General features: G+C 70.1%; 14 protein-coding genes. 9 read left to right on the top strand and 5 right to left on the bottom strand.

Annotated elements, in window-relative coordinates; genetic code table 11:
• Nucleotides 1-70 precede the first annotated feature (70 nt).
• Nucleotides 71-4,474, bottom strand: a complete 4,404-nt coding sequence (locus tag AB0B85_RS22305) for a S8 family serine peptidase (protein ID WP_357410223.1) — start codon at nucleotides 4,472-4,474, stop codon at nucleotides 71-73.
• A gap of 195 nt (nucleotides 4,475-4,669) precedes the next feature.
• Between AB0B85_RS22305 and AB0B85_RS22300 the strand changes: the two genes are divergently transcribed.
• Entirely contained in the window at nucleotides 4,670-5,263 is a 594-nt protein-coding gene (locus AB0B85_RS22300) for a winged helix-turn-helix domain-containing protein (RefSeq protein WP_357410221.1), read from the top strand.
• A 114-nt stretch (nucleotides 5,264-5,377) separates the two neighbouring features.
• Here AB0B85_RS22300 and AB0B85_RS22295 read toward each other — a convergent pair whose 3' ends face one another.
• The gene (locus tag AB0B85_RS22295) at nucleotides 5,378-6,274 is read right to left on the bottom strand and encodes a diiron oxygenase (RefSeq protein WP_357410219.1); all 897 of its coding nucleotides are present in this window, start codon (nucleotides 6,272-6,274) and stop codon (nucleotides 5,378-5,380) included.
• A 48-nt stretch (nucleotides 6,275-6,322) separates the two neighbouring features.
• Here AB0B85_RS22295 and AB0B85_RS22290 point away from each other — a divergent pair, with 48 nt between their 5' ends.
• From AB0B85_RS22290 to AB0B85_RS22255, 8 genes are all read left to right on the top strand, one after another.
• Nucleotides 6,323-7,051: a TetR/AcrR family transcriptional regulator gene (locus AB0B85_RS22290; protein WP_357410218.1), complete on the top strand. Its 729-nt coding sequence runs from the start codon at nucleotides 6,323-6,325 to the stop codon at nucleotides 7,049-7,051.
• Nucleotides 7,048-7,347 carry a DUF4873 domain-containing protein gene (locus tag AB0B85_RS22285; RefSeq protein ID WP_357410216.1) on the top strand — a complete coding sequence of 100 codons (300 nt, stop codon included), beginning with the start codon at nucleotides 7,048-7,050 and terminating at the stop codon, nucleotides 7,345-7,347. Before AB0B85_RS22290 ends, AB0B85_RS22285 begins: the two co-directional genes overlap by 4 nt.
• Entirely contained in the window at nucleotides 7,348-8,841 is a 1,494-nt protein-coding gene (locus AB0B85_RS22280; protein WP_357410214.1) for an NAD(P)/FAD-dependent oxidoreductase, read from the top strand.
• Nucleotides 8,831-9,703: an SDR family oxidoreductase gene (locus tag AB0B85_RS22275; RefSeq protein ID WP_357410212.1), complete on the top strand. Its 873-nt coding sequence runs from the start codon at nucleotides 8,831-8,833 to the stop codon at nucleotides 9,701-9,703. The genes AB0B85_RS22280 and AB0B85_RS22275 overlap by 11 nt, the downstream gene beginning before the upstream one ends.
• Entirely contained in the window at nucleotides 9,700-10,560 is an 861-nt protein-coding gene (locus AB0B85_RS22270) for an alpha/beta fold hydrolase (RefSeq protein ID WP_357410210.1), read from the top strand. The genes AB0B85_RS22275 and AB0B85_RS22270 overlap by 4 nt, the downstream gene beginning before the upstream one ends.
• A gap of 41 nt (nucleotides 10,561-10,601) precedes the next feature.
• A complete protein-coding gene (locus tag AB0B85_RS22265; RefSeq protein ID WP_357410208.1) occupies nucleotides 10,602-11,222 on the top strand; it encodes a TetR family transcriptional regulator in 621 nt (206 codons plus the stop codon).
• A gap of 73 nt (nucleotides 11,223-11,295) precedes the next feature.
• Nucleotides 11,296-12,876 carry an MDR family MFS transporter gene (locus tag AB0B85_RS22260; RefSeq protein ID WP_357410206.1) on the top strand — a complete coding sequence of 527 codons (1,581 nt, stop codon included), beginning with the start codon at nucleotides 11,296-11,298 and terminating at the stop codon, nucleotides 12,874-12,876.
• Nucleotides 12,877-13,107: 231 nt separating this feature from the next.
• Nucleotides 13,108-14,667 (top strand): OFA family MFS transporter, encoded by a 1,560-nt coding sequence (locus AB0B85_RS22255; RefSeq protein WP_357410354.1) that lies wholly within the window; start codon nucleotides 13,108-13,110, stop codon nucleotides 14,665-14,667.
• Here the strand turns inward: AB0B85_RS22255 and nrfD are convergent.
• The 3 genes from nrfD to fdh all read right to left on the bottom strand — a co-directional run.
• Nucleotides 14,657-15,628 carry an NrfD/PsrC family molybdoenzyme membrane anchor subunit gene (nrfD, locus tag AB0B85_RS22250; RefSeq protein WP_357410204.1) on the bottom strand — a complete coding sequence of 324 codons (972 nt, stop codon included), beginning with the start codon at nucleotides 15,626-15,628 and terminating at the stop codon, nucleotides 14,657-14,659. The two genes, AB0B85_RS22255 and nrfD, sit on opposite strands and share 11 nt — an antisense overlap.
• Complete coding sequence (locus AB0B85_RS22245) at nucleotides 15,625-16,668, bottom strand: 4Fe-4S dicluster domain-containing protein (protein WP_357410202.1); 1,044 nt, start codon at nucleotides 16,666-16,668, stop codon at nucleotides 15,625-15,627. Before AB0B85_RS22245 ends, nrfD begins: the two co-directional genes overlap by 4 nt.
• 3 nt (nucleotides 16,669-16,671) lie before the next feature.
• A partial coding sequence (gene fdh, locus AB0B85_RS22240) for a formate dehydrogenase (RefSeq protein ID WP_357410200.1) occupies nucleotides 16,672-19,869 on the bottom strand: 3,198 nt, incomplete at its 5' end.

Here is a 19,869-nt window from a genome sequence, read left to right as displayed (position 1 = left end):
CCGCCGGACGCGTTCCGGCCCGCCTGGTCGGTGACCAGGCGGGCCGGACGTGGTCGCTACCGCTCGGGTGTCAGCACCGGATCGGCGCCAACCCGAAGTTCTCCACTGTGGGAGTGGTGGTGTTGACCTTCGTCTGCCGGGTCTGCGGCTTCCAGCCGTCCTTGGCGACGATCATCGTGATCGGGTTGTTGCGGCGGTCCACCCAGTAGGCGTACTTACCCTCGGCGTCGGTGGCGAAGGTGAACGACGACGCCCACGAGTCGACCTGGACGACCGCGCCGGTGAGCGGCGAGGTCGCACCCTGGCAACTGGTGCCGGTGACCGTACCCATCAGCTTGCCCCAGGTCTTCGGGGGGTTGACGGTCATGGTCACCGCGACCGGCGCGACCGAGTACGGCGTGTTCTCGGTGATCGCGACCGAGCCGGAGTAGGTGCCGGGCTGGTCCACGTTCGCCGTCATCGTGACGGTGACGGTGACCTTCGCACCCGGGGCGAGGGTGACCGCCGACTTGTCGATGGCCAGCCAGCTGACGTCGGCCGCCGCCTCGGAGCAGCCCTCGAAGCCGGGCAGCACCTCACTGTCCGGGGCCGCGTCGAAGCTGCCGGACGAGCCGCCGATCTTGTAGAAGCCACACGCCGCCCCGCCCCGGTAACGCGGCGTGTTGGCGTTCGGCAGGTTCGACCACGAAGCCGTGGCCGGGTCGAAGGCGAAGCCCGCGTTGCTGATGGCCCCGCCCTGCGAACCACCGACGACCAGGAGCTTGCCGTTGGCCACGGCGTACGAGCTGGCCCAGTTGTCGCTCGGCGCGTCGGCGATAGTGGACCAGGTGTTGGCGCCCGGGTCGTAGGCGTAGCTCGACTTCTGCGCGGCGGCCCCGTCGTTGCCGCCGGTGCAGTAGAGGATGCCGTCGATTCCACCGCAGGAGGCGAACGCCACAGACTTCGGGTAGTTGGCGAGCGTCTCCCAGGTGTCGCTGCCCGGGTCGTACCGGACGACGCTGTTCGACATCGGCGTGCAGCTCGCTGTGGTGCAGCCGCCGATGGCGTACAACTTGCCGTTGACCACTGCCTGACCGGCAGCCGACCGCGGCGCCGGGTTGTCGGCCAGCTCCGTCCAGGCGTTGGCCGCCGGGCTGTACGACCAGGTGGCCGAGTCCGGACCCTCGTCGCCCCAACCACCGGTGACGATGATCTTCCCGTCCACGACGCCCGCCGTCACCGCGTTGCGGGCACCGGGCAGGTCGGCGATCGCGGTCCAGGTCTGCGCGACCGGGTCGTAGGCGTAGTTCTTCGTGGTGGAGGCGCTGCCGTCCCCGCCACCGAGCGAATACACCTTGCCGTCCAGGCTGACCACCCGGTTGTCCATGATCGTGGACGGATAGTCGGCGATGTCGGTCCACGGTGCCGCCTGCGGGCCGACCGCGGCGGTGGCCGCCTTGGCATGCTTGCTCGACGCCTTCGCGGCGAAGGACGTCGGGGCGTTGATCCGCTGCGCCGGGGCGCCGGAGCCACCGAGCACCTGCTGCCGGGTGACGGTGGACCCGTCCGCCCGCAGGAGCGCGAACCCGTTGTCCCGCTCACCGAACTTGACCTCGACCGGCGCCCCACCGGTGTTGGTCACCGTGAACGTCTTGCTGGCCTTGCCGCTCGGCATCTGCAGCGTGGCGTTCAGCTGCGTCGGCGTCACCGACAGCCGGCCGGCCGCGAGCTGGAAGTTCGCGGCGGTCGCCCAGTCGGCCTCGACGTCGACCTGCTTGGTCTGGCTGACGTAGTTGCCGGCGGTCGCGGTGAACGGGTGCGTGCCGGTGAGCGTCGAGTAGATCCAGTAGAAGCCGTCGGCCAACTCCGGGTCGTCCGGGGTCGCCACGGTGACGGCCTTCTCGGCGGGCCGGTCCTTGCTGGTGACTGTCGCGCCGTTGACGTAGCTGTTGTCGTTCTTGTCGCGGACGTTGCCGACGACCAGACCACCGTCGACCGGCACGCAGAGGATCTGGCTGCCGATCAGGACGTTGTCGACCTCCCACCACCACTCGTACGAGGCGTCGTAGTAGTGGAACCGGACCTGCACCTTCGCCTGGCCGGCCGCCTGCGGGATCGGGATCTCGGTCAGCTTCGGGCCCCGGACGTCGGTCTCCTGGCGGAGCACGTTGGTCCAGGTGGCGCCACCGTCGATGCTCAGGTCGACATCCGCCGTGTCGTCGTTGAGCTGGTTGAAGTCCTGGTTGAACCGGATCACCGGGGCCGGCACGCCGGTCAGGTCGACCACCGGGCTGACCAGGGAGGTGTCCTGGCTGGTGCCCGCGCCGTAGTCGTCGCTGTCGATCATCGCGAAGTTGCCGCTGCCGCCGGTCAGGTTGCCCCGGTCGCCGTCGTCGGTGAACTTCCAGACCTGACCGCTGCCCGCGTTGTCGACGACCGTCCAGCCCGGCGGCGTGGTGGTGCCGTCGAAGGACTCGTACTCACCGTCGGAGCCGAACGTGTAGCCGGGCGCCGTGGTGCAGGTGCTGGGGTCCACCGGCACCGCGACGTTCACCGTGGTGTTGCCCGAGCCGACAGCGACCTGCTTGGTGACGGTCTGGTAGCCCGGGTACTGCGACTCGTACTTCAGGGTGTAGGTCTGCCCGGCGGGCAGCTTGAGGCTGTAACGGCCGTTCGCCGGCGTGGTGTAGTCGTAGACGCCGGACACTCCCGTCACTGTCACCTTCGCGTACAACGGCCAGCCGTGGCCGGAGCCGTCGGTGACCGCTCCGGTGACGTTCACACTCGGCACCGGCGTGAGCGCGACGTTGAGCGTCGTGGTCGCGGCCTTGCTGACCGTCGCCGGCTTCGTGGTGCTGCCGTAGCCGAACGCCGCCACGGTGACCTGGTAGTCGCCGGTGGGCAGCTGGGTGGAGAACGTGCCGTCGGCGCCGGTGCTCACCTCACGTGCGGTCGGGCCGGTGAGCGTCACCGTCGCCCCGGCGATCGGGGCGCCGGTGGCCGCGTCGGTGACCGTGCCGGCCAGGGTGCCGATGTCGCCGGTCGGCGCGGCGGTGAGCAGCGCGAGGGCGTCCAGTCGGCCTTCGCCGTAGACGTTGTTGTCGGCCGCGGTGCCGCCGCACTGGCCGTCGGCCTTGTCGATCGCGGTGCCGTTGAGCAGCGCACGGGTGCCGTCGATGTCACCGATGAGCGACGGGGCCGCCGAGTACAGCAGCGCTATCGCACCCGCGAGGTGCGGTGCGGCCATCGAGGTACCGCTGATGCTTCCGTAGGCGTTGCCCGGGATGCTCGACCTGACGTTCACGCCGGGGGCCGAGATGTTCGGCTTGATCTCGCCGTTCTGCCCGGTGCCCCGGGCGGAGAAGCCGGCGATGTTGTTGTTGACGTCGTACGCGCCGGTCGAGTAGTTGCTGGCGAGGCTGCCGGGCGAGCCGCTGGTCTGGCACGCCGGCCCGCTGTTGCCGTTGGACCAGACGCCGAAGATCCCGGACGCGGCCCAGGCGTCCGTCACGTCCTCCATGAACGGCTCGTTCGACGGGTCCCGGGTGCCCCACGAGTTGTTTATGACGTTCGGTCGTTTGCTCGCGTCCGCGTTCTCGCCGTTGAGGTCGAGCGGTTCGAGCATCCACTGACCGGATTCGATCAGAGCGGCGTCGCTGGGGCAGCAACCGTTCGCCGCGATCCACCTGACTCCGGGGGCGACACCGATCTGGTTCGCGCCGTCGGAGCCGGCCATGGTGCCCATCGTGTGCGTGCCGTGGCCGTCGTCGTCGCAGGGGCCGGCGTCGCAGGTGCCGGCGGCGTCGAACCAGTTGTAGTTGTGGTCGAACGTCCCGTCGCCGTTGTTGCCGCGGTAGGAGTTGACCAGCGCCGGGTGGTCGAACTGGACCCCGCTGTCGATGCTCGCGACGGTGATGCCCTCGCCCCTGACGCCGAACTGGGACCAGACGTCGTCGGCGTTGATGTTGGCGACGCCCCACTCCAGGGCGTTCACGGTGTGCTCGTCGGTACCCTTGATCGTCTCGGGCACCTTGTAGGTGACCGGGGCGTACAGGCCCTCGACCTCGGCGTGGCCTGCGAACTTCTGCGCCATCGCCAGCGAGCCGCTGTTCACCTTGATCGCGTTGGTGGCCCAGAAGGTCTGGTACTTCGCACCCGAGCTGTCGAGGTCGGCCCGGATCTTGCCCTGGCTCGCCGCGGCGGTCTTGCGCAGCGCGTCCGCCACCGCGGTACCGCGCTTCGACCAGTCCTTGATGGCGCTGGCCTTGCTCAGGTCCGCCCGGTCCTTGAACCGGATCCAGAAGTCCCCTTCACTCTTGGCCTGGAGCTGTTTGGTGAGCTCCGGTCGGATCTTGTCCCCCGCCCCGGTCGCCCCGGTCGGGGCGGCCTGCGCGCCCGAGCCGATGGCGGCCAGGCAGGTGGCGGCGAGGATCGTCGCCGCCCCGGCGCTGACCAGTGATCTGGCCGCGCGTCCCCATTGTGGACGTCTGAACATCGGTGCTGCCTCCCTCAGAACGACCCAGGGTGTCAATGGGCCATGGTGGACCTCCCCCATGCACCGCGCGGGTCACGCCGGTTGCCCGACTGGACACTATGATCGAGAAGAACGGACGATCAAGAACTTGCCGTGAGCAACTTGTCGCTAAGAGTTGCCCCGCTGACGACGCGCTTGCCAATCATTGTCAGGACCATGACGATAGCCGGGCAGGGATGCCCATCGATCCCGGGCGGTGCTGTGGCCGAGGACGACGAGGCGACATTGAGTCGGGGTGATCCGGCCGACGAGCCGTTCCCGCTGCTGATCGCGGTGACCTCGTCGCCGGCCGAACGGATCCGGCTCGCCGAACGCCTCGACGGCATCGCACCGCTGCTGCTGGTGGCCGACCTCGACGAGCTACGCCGACTGATCGCCGCGCCGCAGCGGCTGGCCCCCGCGTCGTCCTCGCCGGCGCCCGCCGCCGCGAGCGGAACCAACTCCGCGCTGGTGATCGACTCCGCCCGGTCCGTCGCCCGCCACCGGGATCGCGAGGTCGACCTCACCCGACTGGAACACGACCTGCTGATCTGCCTGACCACCGAACCGGTCCGGGTCTGGAGCTACGCCGACCTGCACCGGTCGGTCTGGCGCGACGAGGGGCGCGAGCGCAAGGCGGACGTGCAGTCCCTGGTGAAGCGGCTGCGGCGCAAGCTGCACGACCTCGACACCGGAGCCAGCATCGAAGCGGTACGCGGGGTCGGGTTGCGGCTCACCGATCGTCGGCATCCGCGCGTCGAAAGGGCCTGACGCCTGCCTGATGTGGGCAGCGCGCACCCGCGGCGAGTGAGCTCACCGGGGGGCGGCGTTGGGGGGCGGCCGGGGACGGCGCGCCCTCATGCCGTACCACCGAGCGACGACGGGTCAGATCAGCCCGGCCCGGGCCCACAGCAGACGCCCCGGCCCGGCCACCAGGCCGACGTCCGCCAGGTTGGCGTGCACCCGCGCCGCCGACCAGCGCAGGGTGGCACGCCAGTGCGGGTTGGCCCGGGCAGCGGCACGACCGACCGCCGGCGCGATGCCCACCGCCGCGTACACGTCGGGATGGACCAGGCGGTTGGCGATCGTGTAGGCGGCGCGACCAACCAACAGCCGGGCGTACGCCAGGCCCGCCGGGCCGGTGGCCGCCACCGCGGCGGCCAGTTCCTCGCGGGCGAACCGGACGTGTCGCGCCTCCTCCACCACATGGATGCGGCAGACCATCCGGATGAGCGGCTGGAGCGACTCGTCCGCCATGATCTCGCGCTGGAACGCGTCGAGGATCTCCTCCGCGATGAGGATCGCCGCGTACATCCGGGGGCCGCTGGCGGTGGTCTTGAGAAAGCGCCCGAGGTGGTGGTCCACAGTGCTCGCGCGGTAGACCGGACAGCCCATCGCCTCGATCAGCCGGCCGAACATGATGGAGTGCCGGCACTCGTCGGCGACCTCGGTCAACGCGTACTGGGCCTGTCGACTGGTCGGGTCGGCGCGGTAGTACTCCCGGATCAGCATCTGCATGAGGATCGTCTCGAACCACAGCCCGGCGCTGGCCGCGCTGGCCACCTCGTGCTTGGTGAGCGCGACGCGCTGCTCCTCGCTGAGCTGCTCCCACAGCGGCGTGCCGTAGAGGCTGCTGCGCTGCGGCGGGAGCCAGTAGGCGCCGGGGGTGTGCGGGGCGTCCCAGTCGATCTCGACGGTGGGGTCGTAGCTGGTCCGCAGTGAGGACGTGAGTAGTCGCTCGGCGACCGCCGCACGCCCGGTTTCCTCCGGTGCGGCCTCCATGGCTCCTCCATATTGACGTGACGACCAGTAACTGTTACGAGTAGTAGCATGCAATCGCCGCTCACTGATGTCAATGCAGCCGACCCGCCGGCCACGCCCCCCGACGGAGGCCCGAGGGCGAAGGGCAACGGCCGTCGGGACCGCTGGGCGGACCATCGCGAGCAACGACGGCAGGAGTTGGTAGGGGCTGCCGTGCAGGCGCTGCTGCGCCACGGGCCGGAGGTCGACATGGAACAGGTCGCCACCACCGCGGGTGTCAGCAAACCGGTTCTGTACCGCTACTTCGCCGACAAGTCGCAGCTCTGGGTCGCGGTCAGCGAGGTGGTGGCGGCCCGGATGGTCGACGCCATCGCGCCCGCCGTCGAACAGGTCCGCGAGGAACGCGGCCTGGTCGAGGCGACGATCGACGCCTATCTGGGCGTCATCGAGTCGGAGCCGAGGCTCTACCGGTTCCTGATGCACCAGTCCGGCGACCCCGGCATCCACCAGGTGATCGCCGGCACCAGCCGGCAGGTGGCCGCCGGGCTCGCCCGGGTGATCGGCGACCGGCTCCGCACGCTGGGCCTGGACGCCGGCCCCGCCGAGCCCTGGGCGTACGGCCTCGTGGGTTTCGTGCAGGCGGTCGGCGACTGGTGGACCACGCACGGCCAGCCGATCAGCCGGGCCGCCCTCACCGACTACCTGACCACCCTGCTGTGGAGCGGCATCGAGGGGGTACGGGCCAGCGCCGACCTGCCACCCGAGCTCACCCGTGCCCACGAGCGGATCGTGCCGTGAGCTACCACGGCCCGGCGGGGGTCGAGGGCACACCGGTCCGGGTGCACCTCAGCGGACGGTGGGAGCCGGTCGACGGCCGCTTCCACTGGGGCGGGCGGATCGAACCCGAGCCACGGGTGGCCCACCTGCTGCGCTCCGGCCGGCGCGACGTCGAGGTGCGCATCGCCGACCGCGTCCGGGCCGCCCGACTTGCCGAGGTCGACCCGTGGGGCGGCGTACGCATCACCGGCGTGGGCGATCCGCCCTGGCCGTCCGTGGCCGACCCGACTTCCGCGCCCGAGCTCACGGAGGGGTGAATGGAGACAGACATCGCCATCATCGGCGCCGGCTTCGGTGGCCTGGGCGCCGCCATCCGCCTCCAACGGGCCGGCTTCACCGACTTCCTCGTCTTCGACAGGGGTGAGGACGTCGGCGGCACCTGGCGGGACAACACCTACCCGGGCTGCGCCTGCGACGTCCCGTCGCACCTCTACTCGTTCTCCTTCGCCCCCAACCCCCGCTGGTCGAACACGTTCTCCGGTCAGCCGGAGATCTGGGACTACCTGCGTGGCTGCGTCGACCGTTTCGGCATACGTCCGAGGTTGCGGTTGCGCCACGAGGTGCACGAGGCGAGGTGGGACGACAAGCGCCAACGCTGGCTGCTGCGCACCTCCGGCGGCGACCACAGCGCCCGCGTCCTGATCTGTGCCACCGGCCCACTCAGCGACCCGGCCATCCCCGACCTGCCCGGGATCGACGGGTTCGCCGGCACGGTGTTCCACTCCGCGCGGTGGCGGCACGACCATGACCTGACCGGTCGGCGCGTCGCGGTGATCGGCACCGGCGCCTCGGCCGTCCAGTTCGTGCCACAGATCCAGCCGACTGTCGAGAAGCTGACGCTCTTCCAGCGCACACCCGCGTGGATCATGCCAAGGATGTCGCGCCGGATCGGCCGGGCCGAGCAGGCCGCGTTCCGCACCGTGCCCGGCGCGCAACGGGCCGCCCGGGCAGGGCTCTACCTGGTACGCGAGAGCATGGGCCTGGGCTTCCTGCACCCGGCGGTCAACCGTCTCGCCTCGCGGCTGTCCCTGCGTACGCTGCGCCGCGAGGTCACCGACCCGCACCTGCGCGACAAGCTCACCCCCCGCTACGCGATGGGCTGCAAGCGGGTGCTGATCTCCAACGACTACTGGCCGTCACTCACCCGACCGAACGTCGACGTGGTCACCGCCGGCATCGACCGGATCGTGCCGGACGGCCTGGTCACCGACGACGGCGTCCACCACCCGGCGGACACGATCATCTTCGGGACCGGCTTCCACGTCACCGACTCCCCCGTCGTGCGGCGCATTCACGGCCGGGGCGGGCGCAGCCTGGCCGAGGCGTGGACCCCCAGCATGCACGCGTACCGGGGCACGACAATCGCCGGTTTCCCCAACCTGTTCTTCCTGCTCGGCCCGAACACCGGGCTCGGGCACACCTCAGTGATCCTGATGATCGAGGCCCAGCTGCACCTGGTGGTCGCGGCCCTGCGACACCTGCGGGCCAAGGGCATCGGGGCCATCGAGCCCACGGCGCGGGCGCAACGACGCTGGACCGAACGGATCGATCAGAAGATGGACGGCACCGTCTGGCAGACCGGCTGTTCGAGCTGGTATCTCGACGCCACCGGCCGCAACACCACCATCTGGCCAGGCCTCGCCACCAGCTTCCGGATGCGGCTGCGCCGGTTCCGCCCGGCCGACTACCAGGTCGTCACGGCCGGGAACACCCCCAACGACAGGGAACGGGAGCACGCCGATGCGGTATGACCTGGCGGGCAGGACGGTGCTCATCACCGGCGCGGCGCGCGGCATCGGGGCGCAGCTGGCCCGCGCGGCCGTCGCCCGGGGCGCCCAGGTCGCCGTCGTTGGTCTGGAGGGCGACCTGCTCAGGCAGCTCGCTGCCGACCTCGACGCGCACTGGTACGAGTGTGACGTCACCGACCAGGCGGCGTTGGACGCGGCGGTGGCGTCCACCGTCGACCGCTTCGGTGGCATCGACGTCGTCGTGGCCAACGCGGGCATCGCGAACCTCGGCACCGTCGCCGTGGGACCGGTCGACGCGCTGGTCCGTACCGTCGAGGTGAACCTCTGCGGCGCGATCCGCACTGTCAGCGCGGCGCTGCCCCACGTCACCGCCGCCCGTGGCCACGTCCTGATCGTCTCGTCGGCCGCCGCCTTCACGGCGATGCCCGGGATGGCGGCCTACTGCGCGTCCAAAGCGGGTGTGGAGCAGTTCGCCAACGTGCTGCGCCTGGAGACCCGCCCACGCGGCGTCACCGTCGGCACGGCGCATCCGATCTGGATCGACACCGACCTGGTCCGCGACATCAGTGCCGACCTGGCGTCCTTCCGCACCACACTGCGCCGGTTGCCGTGGCCGCTGTCCACCGTCGTACCCGTCGAGCAGTGCGTCGAGGCCCTGCTCCACGGCATCGAACGCCGCAAACGCAAGGTGTACGTGCCCCGGGCGCTCGCCCTGGTGCAGGCGCTGCGGCCGGTGGTGCTCAGCGGCCTCTCGGACGCGTTGATCACCCGCTTCGGCGGCCAGAGCATGGTCGGCCAGATGGAAGACGAGGTACGCCAGCTCGGGCGTTCCTTCGGCAGGACGTCGGTGGGAGAGCCGAGATGAGCATTCACTTCCGACGTGCGGGCAGCGGACAGCCCCTCGTGCTCATCCACGGCATCGGTCACCGCCATCAGGCGTGGGAGCCGGTGTTCGACAGGCTCACCGCCCACCACGAGGTGATCGCGTTCGACCTGCCCGGATTCGGAAACTCTCCGGTGCCGGGCGCCGGCATGCCCGCCGACATGGCCGCCACCGTGGCCGGGATCCTGCCGGCCCTGACCGAGTGGGGCCTGGAGCGCCCGCACGTCGCCGGCTGCAGCCTCGGTGGGGCGATCGCCCTGGAGCTTGCCGCCACCGGGGCGGTCGCCTCGGCCACCGCCTTCTCCCCCGCCGGCTTCTTCACCCCGACGGAGCGCCGACGGGCGCTGGCCATCCTCCGGATGCTGCGGGCCAACTCGCGCCTGCCCGCCCCGATCATGCGAGTCGCGCTGCGCTCGGCGTACCTGCGGGCGTTGTGCTTCGCGCCGCTGATGGCCCGCCCGACACTGCTGGACGTCGAGCGGGCGCTGGGTGACGCACTCGCCCTGCGCCGGGGGCCCGGCTTCAACGCCGTGGCCCGGGCAGCCCGCGACTATCGCTTCGACTGCCTTCGGCTGTCCGATTCGACCGTGCCGGTGACCATCGGCTGGGGTGACCGCGACCGGATCTTCGGCGTCCACCAGGCCGAGCGCGCCCGGGCGGGCCTGCCGGCGGCACGGGTGGTGACGCTGCCCCGCTGTGGGCACGTGCCGATGAGCGACGATCCGGACCTGGTCGCCGGGCTCATCCTGGAGACCACCGGCGCCGCGCCCCGCACCGAACGAACGGTACGTCCGTCCCCGACCAGCGCCTCGGGTCAGAAAGATCACTTCACACGCTAAAAACTTGCAGACTGCGCAAGTTCGCTCCTAGCCTCGCTCGCGTGACCGACACCGACCACGCCGCGCCCGGGCGTCGCGACCGCAAGAAGGCGCAGACGCGGGCCGCACTGACCGCCGCCGCGCTGCGGTTGGTCGCCGAACGCGGCCTGGACCACGTGACGGTGGAGGAGATCAGCGAGGCCGCGGACGTGTCCTCGCGGACCTTCTTCAACTACTTCACCTGCAAGGACGAGGCTCTCACCGACGATCCGGCGCTCGACGGCAACCCGGCCGTGGCGCGTCTGGCGGCCGCCCCCGCGCAGGTGTCGGCGTTGCAGGCCATCCGGATCGCCCTCGACGAGGCGATCGACACGATCCAGGCCGACCGGGAGTTGTGGCGGCTGCGACTGGCGGTCATCGCCCAGAACCCCGCGCTGCTGCCCCGGCTGGTGGCCGGCAACAGCGCTACCGAGCAGGCCATGGTCGCGGTCGTCGCGACCCGCCTCGGCGTCGGCCTCGACCACGGCCACCCGCCGCTTGTCATCGCTGTTGCCGGTGCCGCCTTCCGCACCGCGATGCTGCGCTGGGCCGCCAGCGACGACGCCCGGCCCCTGCGCGACTTCGTCGACGAGGCGTTCGCCGCGATCGCCGCCGGCCTGCCGGATCCGCCAGCCCTCTCCTGACCCGCACGTCCCCGCCCCGCCGCAACAGCCTCAGGGCCAGCCACTCCGCCACAAACCCGACAAGGGAGCGTCAATGACCACCACCATCCCGCCCGCCGACACCGCCGAGGTCGGTACGCGCATGTCGCGTCGGGAGGTTCTCCAGGCACTTTCCGGCCTGATGGTCGGCATGTTCGTGTCCATCCTCGCCTCCACGGTGGTGGCGAACGCGCTGCCGCGGATCATCGCGGATCTGAACGGCAGCCAGACCGTCTACACCTGGATCGTCACCAGTGAACTGCTCGCCATGACGGCGACGGTGCCGCTGTGGGGCAAGATGGCCGACCTGTACAGCAAGAAGCTGCTGATCCAGCTGTCGCTGGGGCTGTTCGTTGTGGGTTCGCTCATCGCGGGCTTCACGCCGAACGTCGAGGTGCTGCTGCTCAGCCGTGTCGTACAGGGCATCGGCGCCGGCGGCATGACGGCCCTGGCCACGATCGTCATGGCGGCGATGATCCCACCCCGTGAGCTGGGTCGCTACGCCGGCATCTTCGGCGCGGTCTTCGGTGTGGGCACCATCGCCGGTCCGCTGATCGGTGGCCTGCTCGTCGACACGTCGTGGTTGGGCTGGCGGTGGTGCTTCCTGATCGGCGTCCCGTTCAGCATCATTTCCATCGCCCTGCTCCAGCGCACCCTGCACCTGCCTGTCGTTCGCCGCAAGGCGACGATCGACTGGCTGGGTGCGCTGCTCATCACCTCGGGCGTCTCCACGCTGCTGATCTGGTCGTCCCTGGCCGGCAACAAGTTCGACTGGGCATCCGGCTGGACGGCCCTGATGGTCATCGGCGGTCTGGTTCTGCTGGCGCTTGCCGTGGTCGTCGAGTCACGGGCGGCGGAGCCGATCGTCCCGCTGACGATCTTCCGTAACCGCACTGTCTCGCTGGCCACCATCGCCAGCGTGCTGGTCGGTGTCGCGATGTTCGGCGGCACCGTCTTCCTGTCCCAGTACTTCCAGATCTCGCTGGGCAAGTCGCCCACCGTCGCGGGCCTGATGAGCCTTCCGATGATCTTCGGTCTGCTCGTCTCGTCGACGGTGGCCGGGCAGCTCATCACGAAGTACGGGCGGTGGAAGGCCTACCTGGTGGCCGGCGCCGCGGTGATGAGCGTCGGAATGCTGCTACTGGGCACCATCGACGCCAGGACCAGCGTCCTCGTGCTGTCGATCTACATGGCCGTGCTGGGCATCGGTGTCGGCATGCTCATGCAGAACCTCGTACTGGCCGCCCAGAACGACGTGCCGGCAAACGAACTCGGTGCCACCACGTCCGTCCTGACGTTCTTCCGCAGCATGGGCGGCGCGATCGGAGTCAGCGCACTCGGCGCGGTCCTGGCGAGTCGGGTGACCTCGCTGACGACCGAACGTCTCGGCCCGGCGGCGACCGCCGGAGGTGGCTCCGCCGAGGTGCCCGACCTGTCCACGCTGCCCGAGCCGGTGCTGCGCATCGTGCAGGACGTGTACGGCATCGCCACCGCGGATCTCTTCCTGGTCGGCGCGCCGATCGCGCTGCTCGCGCTGATCGTCGTGCTGTTCATCAAGGAGAAGCCGCTGCACACCCTCAGTGGGGACGAACGACGCGTACAGGAGGAGGCGGCGGCAAAGGCCGCGATGCACTGAGTCGTACGCCAGCGGGACGGGGGCGAGCCGGTTGGCCCGCCCCCGTTCCGCGTTTTCCGGTAATGACATGGTGTGAATCAGCCGCCACGTAACGTGAGGTAGAGCCGGTAATCGGCTGACGCCAGACGTGCGCCGGGCCGCCACTGCGGCGGCGCCCCTCGGCCAACTGCCGGGTCGGACAGCTCGGCAACGTCGCGGCCCACTCAGCCGCAGGAGGTGTGGACGATGCCCATGCTGTCGGTCTTCGATCCCCGGCACACTGTCGCTCCCCCGGGATACAGCCGCTGGCTCATCCCGACCGCGGCACTGGCGGTGCACGTCTGCATCGGCCAGGTCTACGCGACGAGTGTCTACAAGAACTCCCTCATCGCGCACTTCGACACCAGCCAGACGGCGATCGGGGCGATCTTCAGCATCGCCATCGTCATGCTGGGTTCGTCCGCCGCGGTGGGTGGCCGGTGGGTGGAGAAGAACGGACCGCGCCGGGCGATGTTCGTCTCGGCGTGCTTCTGGGCCGTCGGGTTCCTGGTCGGCGCGCTCGGCATCGCGACCCAGCAGCTGTGGCTGCTCTACCTCGGGTACGGCGTCATCGGCGGCATCGGGCTCGGCATCGGCTACATCTCGCCCGTCTCCACACTGATCAAGTGGTTCCCGGACCGTCCCGGCCTCGCCACCGGCCTGGCCATCATGGGTTTCGGCGGCGGCGCCCTGGTCGCCGGCCCGCTCGCGCGCCAACTGCTCTCCCTCTACGACTCCGGCTACAACCCCGACAACCCGGCCGCCGTGGCGTCGGGCAGCGCCCTCGTGGCGCTCTTCGTCACGTTCGGCATCGGCTACTTCGTGATCATGATGTTCGGCCCGTTCAACGTCCGGGTTCCGGCACCGGACTGGCGGCCAGCCGGGTTCGACCCCGCGACCGTCGCCGCCAAACCTCTCGTGACGACGGCGAGCGTGTCGGCGTCGAACGCCGTGCGTACCCGGTCGTTCTGGTTGCTGTGGATCGTGTTGTTCTGCAACGTCACAGCGGGCATCGGCATCCTGGAGCAGGCAAGCCCGATGATCCAGGACTTCTTCCGGGACAACGGGACCGCCACCGCTGTCTCGGTGTCGGCGGCGGCCGGTTTCGTGGGAGTGCTGTCGCTGTTCAACATGGCCGGGCGGTTCGTCTGGTCCACAACGTCCGACCTCATCGGCCGCAAGCCCATCTACATGGTCTACCTCGGCGTCGGCATGGTGCTGTACGTGCTGCTCGCCGTGGCCGGCCACTCCGCGACAGCGGTCTTCGTGCTGATCGCCGCCGCGATCATCTCCTTCTACGGCGGTGGTTTCGCCACCATGCCCGCCTACCTGCGTGACCTGTTCGGCACCTTCCAGGTCGGGGCCATCCACGGCCGGATCCTGACCGCCTGGTCGGCGGCGGGTGTCGCCGGCCCGCTCATCGTCAACGGGATCCTCGACACGCAGGGCAAGCCCGGCACCCTCACCGCGGCGTCGTACCGGCCCGCGCTGTTCACCATGGTCGGCATCCTCGCCATCGGGTTCATCGCGAACCTGCTGGTGCGTTCCGTGCCCGAGCGGTTCCACGAACCGAACCGGGGGCCGACCTCGCCGGTGGCGAAGGCTACAGTCACCGAGCCGGTCGCTCTCGGGCGCGACAGCCAGCCGCCCGCGCCGCCGCACGTCGGTAGTCAGGTCGGGCGGCTCTGGGTGTCGTGGCTGCTGGTCGCGGTGCTGCTCGGGTACGGCATCATCCAGACCGCCATCACCGCCGCGAAGCTGTTTACCGGCTGAGCCGTTCCCGTTGTGGCACGACCGTGTACTTCGGATCTCGTGCCGAGGCCCGGCCCGCCTCGAAGACGCCGAACCGGGTGGCGACCGACGATGCCACCAGGGCGGCGCCGGAGATCGCCGACAGGACCCGGCTGCGGCGGCTGAGCAGCGCGGTGACGGTGCCCACGGCGAGCAGGACGCGTCCCGCCTTGACCAGCCGGCCGCTGCGCCCGCGCGTGTAGGGCTCGCTGGTGAGGCCCTGCCGCTCCAGCTGGTGCCCTCCGCCGAACTCGACGGCCGCGGCGGCCAGGGCGAGTCGTCGCAGTGGGGCGGCCTGCGCTGCCGGTGCCGCGATCAGTCCGACCCCGGACGCGGCGGCGAGCGCGCTGCCGGCGAAGACGAACGGCAGCGACGGGTAGGCGTCGTGCCAGGACGGCACTGCCGTGTCGGCGAGCAGCACCCCGGTGTACGTCGCCAGCGCCGGCGCGGTGGCCGCGGCGCCGAGACCGGCGAGGTTGCCGATCGGCGGTGCGATCCGGCGGGCGAGGCCGAGCACACCGTGCTGCGGGAGCAGCGGCGCGAGCTCGGCGACAGCCGCCACGCCGGCAAGTGGCCCGAACGCGGCGAGGATCCAGGTGCCGACCGACATCGGCGAGGTCACCTTGGCCACCCGGAGCATGTGATGGAAACGGGCCGGCCGGCCGAGGTCGTGGACCAGCAGGTACGTGCTGGCGGCGACACCGCCGAGGGCCGTCCAGCGGCCCACGGTGCGCAGTTCGGGTCGTCCGGTCAGTTGGGCGCCCGCGCCGATCAGCGCACTTCCGGCGGCGAGGCCTCCGGTGAACAGGTAACCGGCGATGTCGTACTTCCACACCGGCGGCTTCAAGACCGGTCGGCCGTAGTAGGAGGCGAACTCGGCCGGCGGCACAGTGAGCCGCTCACCGCCGTCGCCGCGTCGTCCGCGGGGCTTCTCGTCGGTCATTGCCGCCTGCCCAGGAACGCGACAGCCGTGGCGACCGCCATCGTCACCGCCGCCAGGCCGGCGCGTTTCCACATGGCCGGCAGGTCGCGGGTGGTCACTATCGGGTCCGGTGGCAGCCCGTACACCTCCGGCTCGTCCAGCAGCAGGAAGAACGCACCGTCGCCACCGACGCCGTCGTTCGGGTCGTGCCCGTACAGCCGTGCCTCCGGCACTCCCCGCTCGTGCAGCTTCGCCACCCGCGCGGCGGCCCGCTCGCGCAACTCGTCAAGGACGCCGTACTGGATCGACTCGGTCGGACACGCCTTCGCACACGCGGGCGTCATCCCCACCCCGAGCCGGTCGTAGCACAGCGTGCACTTCCACGCCCGACCATCATCCTTGCGCTGATCGATGACTCCGTACGGGCAGGCGGAGATGCAGTAACCGCAGCCGTTGCAGATGTCCTCCTGGACCACCACCGTGCCGAACTCCGTCCGGAACAGCGAACCTGTGGGACAGACATCCAGGCAGGCCGCGTGGGTGCAGTGCTTGCACACGTCCGACATCATCAACCAGCGGAAATCCGTCCGTCCCTCCGCGCCCGAACCTCTCCCCGGCGGCTGCGCACCAGGCATCCCCAGAAACTCCGGGCCGCTCGACATGCGGGCCGCCGCGCCGGGCGAGCCGGGGGGCAGGCCGGGGTCCGTGCCGGTGTCGGTGCTGGTACGCGCACCGGCCGCCGCCGTCACCGGGCTGATCGCCGGCCCGTCCGGATCCCCCTCGAACGCCGGAGTCGCCCAGCCGGCCGAGCGGGGCTGCTCGACGAACGCGACGTGCCGCCACGAGTTGGCGGTCAACGCGCCGGTGTTGTCGTACGACATGCCGAGCAGGTCGAGCCCGCTCTCCGGGACGCCGTTCCACTCCTTGCAGGCCACCTCGCACGCTTTACAGCCGATGCAGACGCTGGTGTCGGTGAAGAACCCCATCCTCGGCGGCGGGTCCTCGTAACCGGCGTCCGGTGCGGGGTCCAGCGGCCCGTACAGGGCGTTGGCGTGGGGCATCGGTCAGGCCTCCTGGTCGCTGCTGCTGTCGGCGACGTCGGTAGTGACCATCGGTGGGTAGCGGTGGACGAGGTTCCCCGACCGCCGCCGGTAGTCGACGACGAGGTCCAACAGGTCCGGTCCTCTGGGGCGTCGTCCGGGCCGGACGTCGCACGTGCCGACCTTGCTCTCCTGAATCAGGACGTTGGGGTCGAGGGTGATGCCGAACAGGTCGTTTGCCGAATCACCGGTCACCAGGCCCTCGAAGCCGAAGTGGTACGGCAGCCAGACCTGGTGGATGATCCGGCCATCGACTCGCAGCGGCGTCACCCGGTCGGTCACCAGCACCTTCGCCTCGACTGCCGCGCGGCTGGTGACCAGGTGGGCCCAACCCAGGTGAGTCAACCCTCGCAGGGCCGCCAGCTCCGGTGACACCTCGACGAACATCTCGGGCTGCAACTCGGCCAGGTGTGACACGGTCCGGCTCATCCCACCGGCGGTGTGGTGCTCGGTGAGTCGGCTGACCGTGAACACGTACGGGAAGACCTGGCTGTGCTCCTGCGGCGGGCTCGGGTTCAACGTGTTGATCGGGTGTGTGTACACCTTGCGGGTCGGGTTGGCCTGCTGCCGGTAGAGCGGGTTGCGTACCGGCGACTCGACAGGTTCGTAGTGGGTGGGCATCGGCCCGTCGAGCACGCCGGTGGGCGCGTACAGCCAGCCCTTGCCGTCGCCCTGAAGGATGAACGGGTCGTCGCCGGCGATTCCCGCCACGCCCGAGGCGTCGCGCTCCGGCCGGTAGGACGGCGGCTTGGTCTTCTCGAAGTCCGGCACGTCGTAGCCGGTCCACTCACTCTTGTCCGGGTCCCACCAGACGTACTTCTTGCGCTCGCTCCACGGGTTGCCGTCCGGGTCGGCGGAGGCACGGTTGTAGAGGATGCGCCGGTTCGCCGGCCACGCCCAACCCCACTCGGGCGCCACCAGTGACTGCTCCGAGCCGGGTTTGCGGCGGGCCGCCTGGTTGACGCCGTCGGCGTACACCCCGGTGTAGATCCAGCACCCGCCGAGGGTCGAGCCGTCGTCCTTCATCTCGGTGAACGACGCCAGCGGCCGGCCGGTGGCCACGTCGTACCCGTTGATCTCGCGCAGCACCGCCTCGGCGCTCGGCTCGACGTTCGGGCCGTGCGTGGGGTAGTCCCAGGTGAGGTCGAGCAGCGCACGGTCGCGCGGCTTCGTCGACGTCGCCAGCCGTTCCCGGATGATGCGCCCGAGGTGGTAGAAGAACCACAGCTCGGAGCGGGCGTCGCCCGGTGGCTCGACGGCCTTCTCCCGCCACTGCAACAGCCGCTGCGTCTGGGTGAAGGTGCCCTCCTTCTCCACGTGCGAGGCGGCCGGCAGGAAGAACACCTCGGTCCGACACTTCTCCGGCACGATCTCGCCGGTCTCGATCTCCGGCGCGTTCTTCCAGAACGTGGCGCTCTCGATTTCGAACAGGTCCCGGACCACGAGCCAGTCGAGGTTTGCCATGCCGAGGCGCTGCGCGCGGCCGTGCGCCGAGCCGACAGCCGGGTTCTGCCCGAGCAGGAAGTACCCCTTGACCTTTCCGTCGATCATGTCGAGCACCTGCTGGTAGGTGCCGTGGTCACCGGTCATCCGCGGCATGTACCCGTAGCAGTAGTCGTTGTCGGCGGTGGCGGCGTCACCCCAGTACGCCTTGAGCAGGTTGACGCCGTAGGTGCGGGCATTGCCCCAGAAGCCCTTCTGCCCGGGGTGCGCAATGCTGTCCACCCACTTGTCGAGGGTCGGGTGTTCGGCGTGGTGCGGCATCGGCAGGTAGCCGGGCAGCAGGTTGAACAGCGTCGGGATGTCGGTGGAGCCCTGGATGCTGGCGTGCCCGCGCAGGGCCATCACACCGCCACCCGGGCGACCCATGTTGCCGAGCAGCAGTTGGATGATCGCGCCGGTACGGATGTACTGCACACCGACGCTGTGCTGCGTCCAGCCCACCGAGTAGACGAGCATGCCGGTCCGCTCCCGGCCGGAGTTCTCCGTCCATGCCTGGGCCAGTTCGAGGAACTTCTCCTGCGGGATGCCGCAGACCCGTTCCACCATCTCGGGGGTGTAGCGGGAGAAGTGCCGCTTGAGGATCTGGTAGACGCAGCGCGGGTGCTGCAACGTCTCGTCCCGCTCGGTCTCGCCGCCGACCGGCGCGCCGTGCGACTCGTTCTCCAGCCCGGCCGCGGTCTCCCGCTGCGTCTCGCTGTCGCGGGTCGTCTGGTCCTGCGAGTGGCCCTCGTACCGCCAACTGGCCTGGTCGTAGGTGGCGTTGTCGTCGTTGAAGCCGGAGAAGAGGCCGTGCATGTCCTCGGTGTCGGCGTACTCCTCGGTCACGATCGTCGCGGCGTTGGTGTAGGCGACGACGTACTCCCGGAAGTCCAGCTCGTTGTCGAGGATGTAGCGCACCACACCACCGAGCAGCGCGATGTCCGTGCCCGCCCGGATCGGCAGGTACGAGTCAGCCAGCGCGCTGGTGCGGGTGAACCGGGGGTCGACGTGGAACACTTTCGCACCCCGACGCTTGGCCTCCATCACCCACTGGAAACCCACCGGATGTGCCTCGGCCATGTTCGAGCCCTGGATGACGATGACGTCGGAGTTCGACAGGTCCTGCTGGTACTGGGTGGCGCCGCCACGACCGAAGCTGGTCCCCAGACCGGGGACGGTGGAGGAGTGTCAAATACGGGCCTGGTTCTCGATCTGGAGCGCCCCCATCGCGGTGAACAACTTCTTGATGAGGTAGTTCTCCTCGTTGTCCAGCGTCGCCCCACCGAGGCTGGAGATGCCCAGCGTCCGGTTGAGCGGTCGGCCCTCGGCGTCGACGTCCTCCCAGGTCTCGTCGCGGGCGGCCAGGACCCGATCGGCGATCATGTGCAGCGCCGTGTCGAGGTCGAGGTCCTCCCACTCGGTGCCGTACGGCCGGCGGTAGCGGACCGTCGTCTGCCGCAGCGGGCTGGTCACCAGACTCTTGCTCGCCGAACCCTTCGGGCAGAGCCGACCCCGCGAGATCGGGCTGTCCGGGTCACCCTCGATCTGACTGACCTGCCCGTCCTTGACGTACACCCGCTGACCGCAGCCGACGGCGCAGTACGGGCAGACGGACCGGGCCACGCTGTCGGCGGTGTCGGTGCGGGCGGTGAGCGCGCGGGATCCGTCGGACTTCGCCGC

Source organism: Micromonospora sp. NPDC049044, from assembly GCF_040649215.1.
GTDB lineage: Bacteria > Actinomycetota > Actinomycetes > Mycobacteriales > Micromonosporaceae > Micromonospora.
The sequence above is the reverse complement of the archived record's forward strand: the minus strand, read 5'-3'. Positions and strand labels throughout refer to the sequence as shown.

Bases quoted from the DNA above. Each gene is read 5' to 3' on its own strand.
- nrfD (WP_357410204.1), bottom strand. From the start codon at position 15,628: ATGACCGACGAGAAGCCCCGCGGACGACGCGGCGACGGCGGTGAGCGG.
- AB0B85_RS22270 (WP_357410210.1), top strand. From the start codon at position 9,700: ATGAGCATTCACTTCCGACGTGCGGGCAGCGGACAGCCCCTCGTGCTC.
- AB0B85_RS22275 (WP_357410212.1), top strand. From the start codon at position 8,831: ATGCGGTATGACCTGGCGGGCAGGACGGTGCTCATCACCGGCGCGGCG.
- AB0B85_RS22255 (WP_357410354.1), top strand. From the start codon at position 13,108: ATGCTGTCGGTCTTCGATCCCCGGCACACTGTCGCTCCCCCGGGATAC.
- AB0B85_RS22295 (WP_357410219.1), bottom strand. From the start codon at position 6,274: ATGGAGGCCGCACCGGAGGAAACCGGGCGTGCGGCGGTCGCCGAGCGA.
- AB0B85_RS22260 (WP_357410206.1), top strand. From the start codon at position 11,296: ATGACCACCACCATCCCGCCCGCCGACACCGCCGAGGTCGGTACGCGC.
- AB0B85_RS22305 (WP_357410223.1), bottom strand. From the start codon at position 4,474: ATGTTCAGACGTCCACAATGGGGACGCGCGGCCAGATCACTGGTCAGC.
- AB0B85_RS22300 (WP_357410221.1), top strand. From the start codon at position 4,670: ATGACGATAGCCGGGCAGGGATGCCCATCGATCCCGGGCGGTGCTGTG.
- AB0B85_RS22290 (WP_357410218.1), top strand. From the start codon at position 6,323: ATGCAATCGCCGCTCACTGATGTCAATGCAGCCGACCCGCCGGCCACG.
- AB0B85_RS22280 (WP_357410214.1), top strand. From the start codon at position 7,348: ATGGAGACAGACATCGCCATCATCGGCGCCGGCTTCGGTGGCCTGGGC.
- AB0B85_RS22245 (WP_357410202.1), bottom strand. From the start codon at position 16,668: ATGCCCCACGCCAACGCCCTGTACGGGCCGCTGGACCCCGCACCGGAC.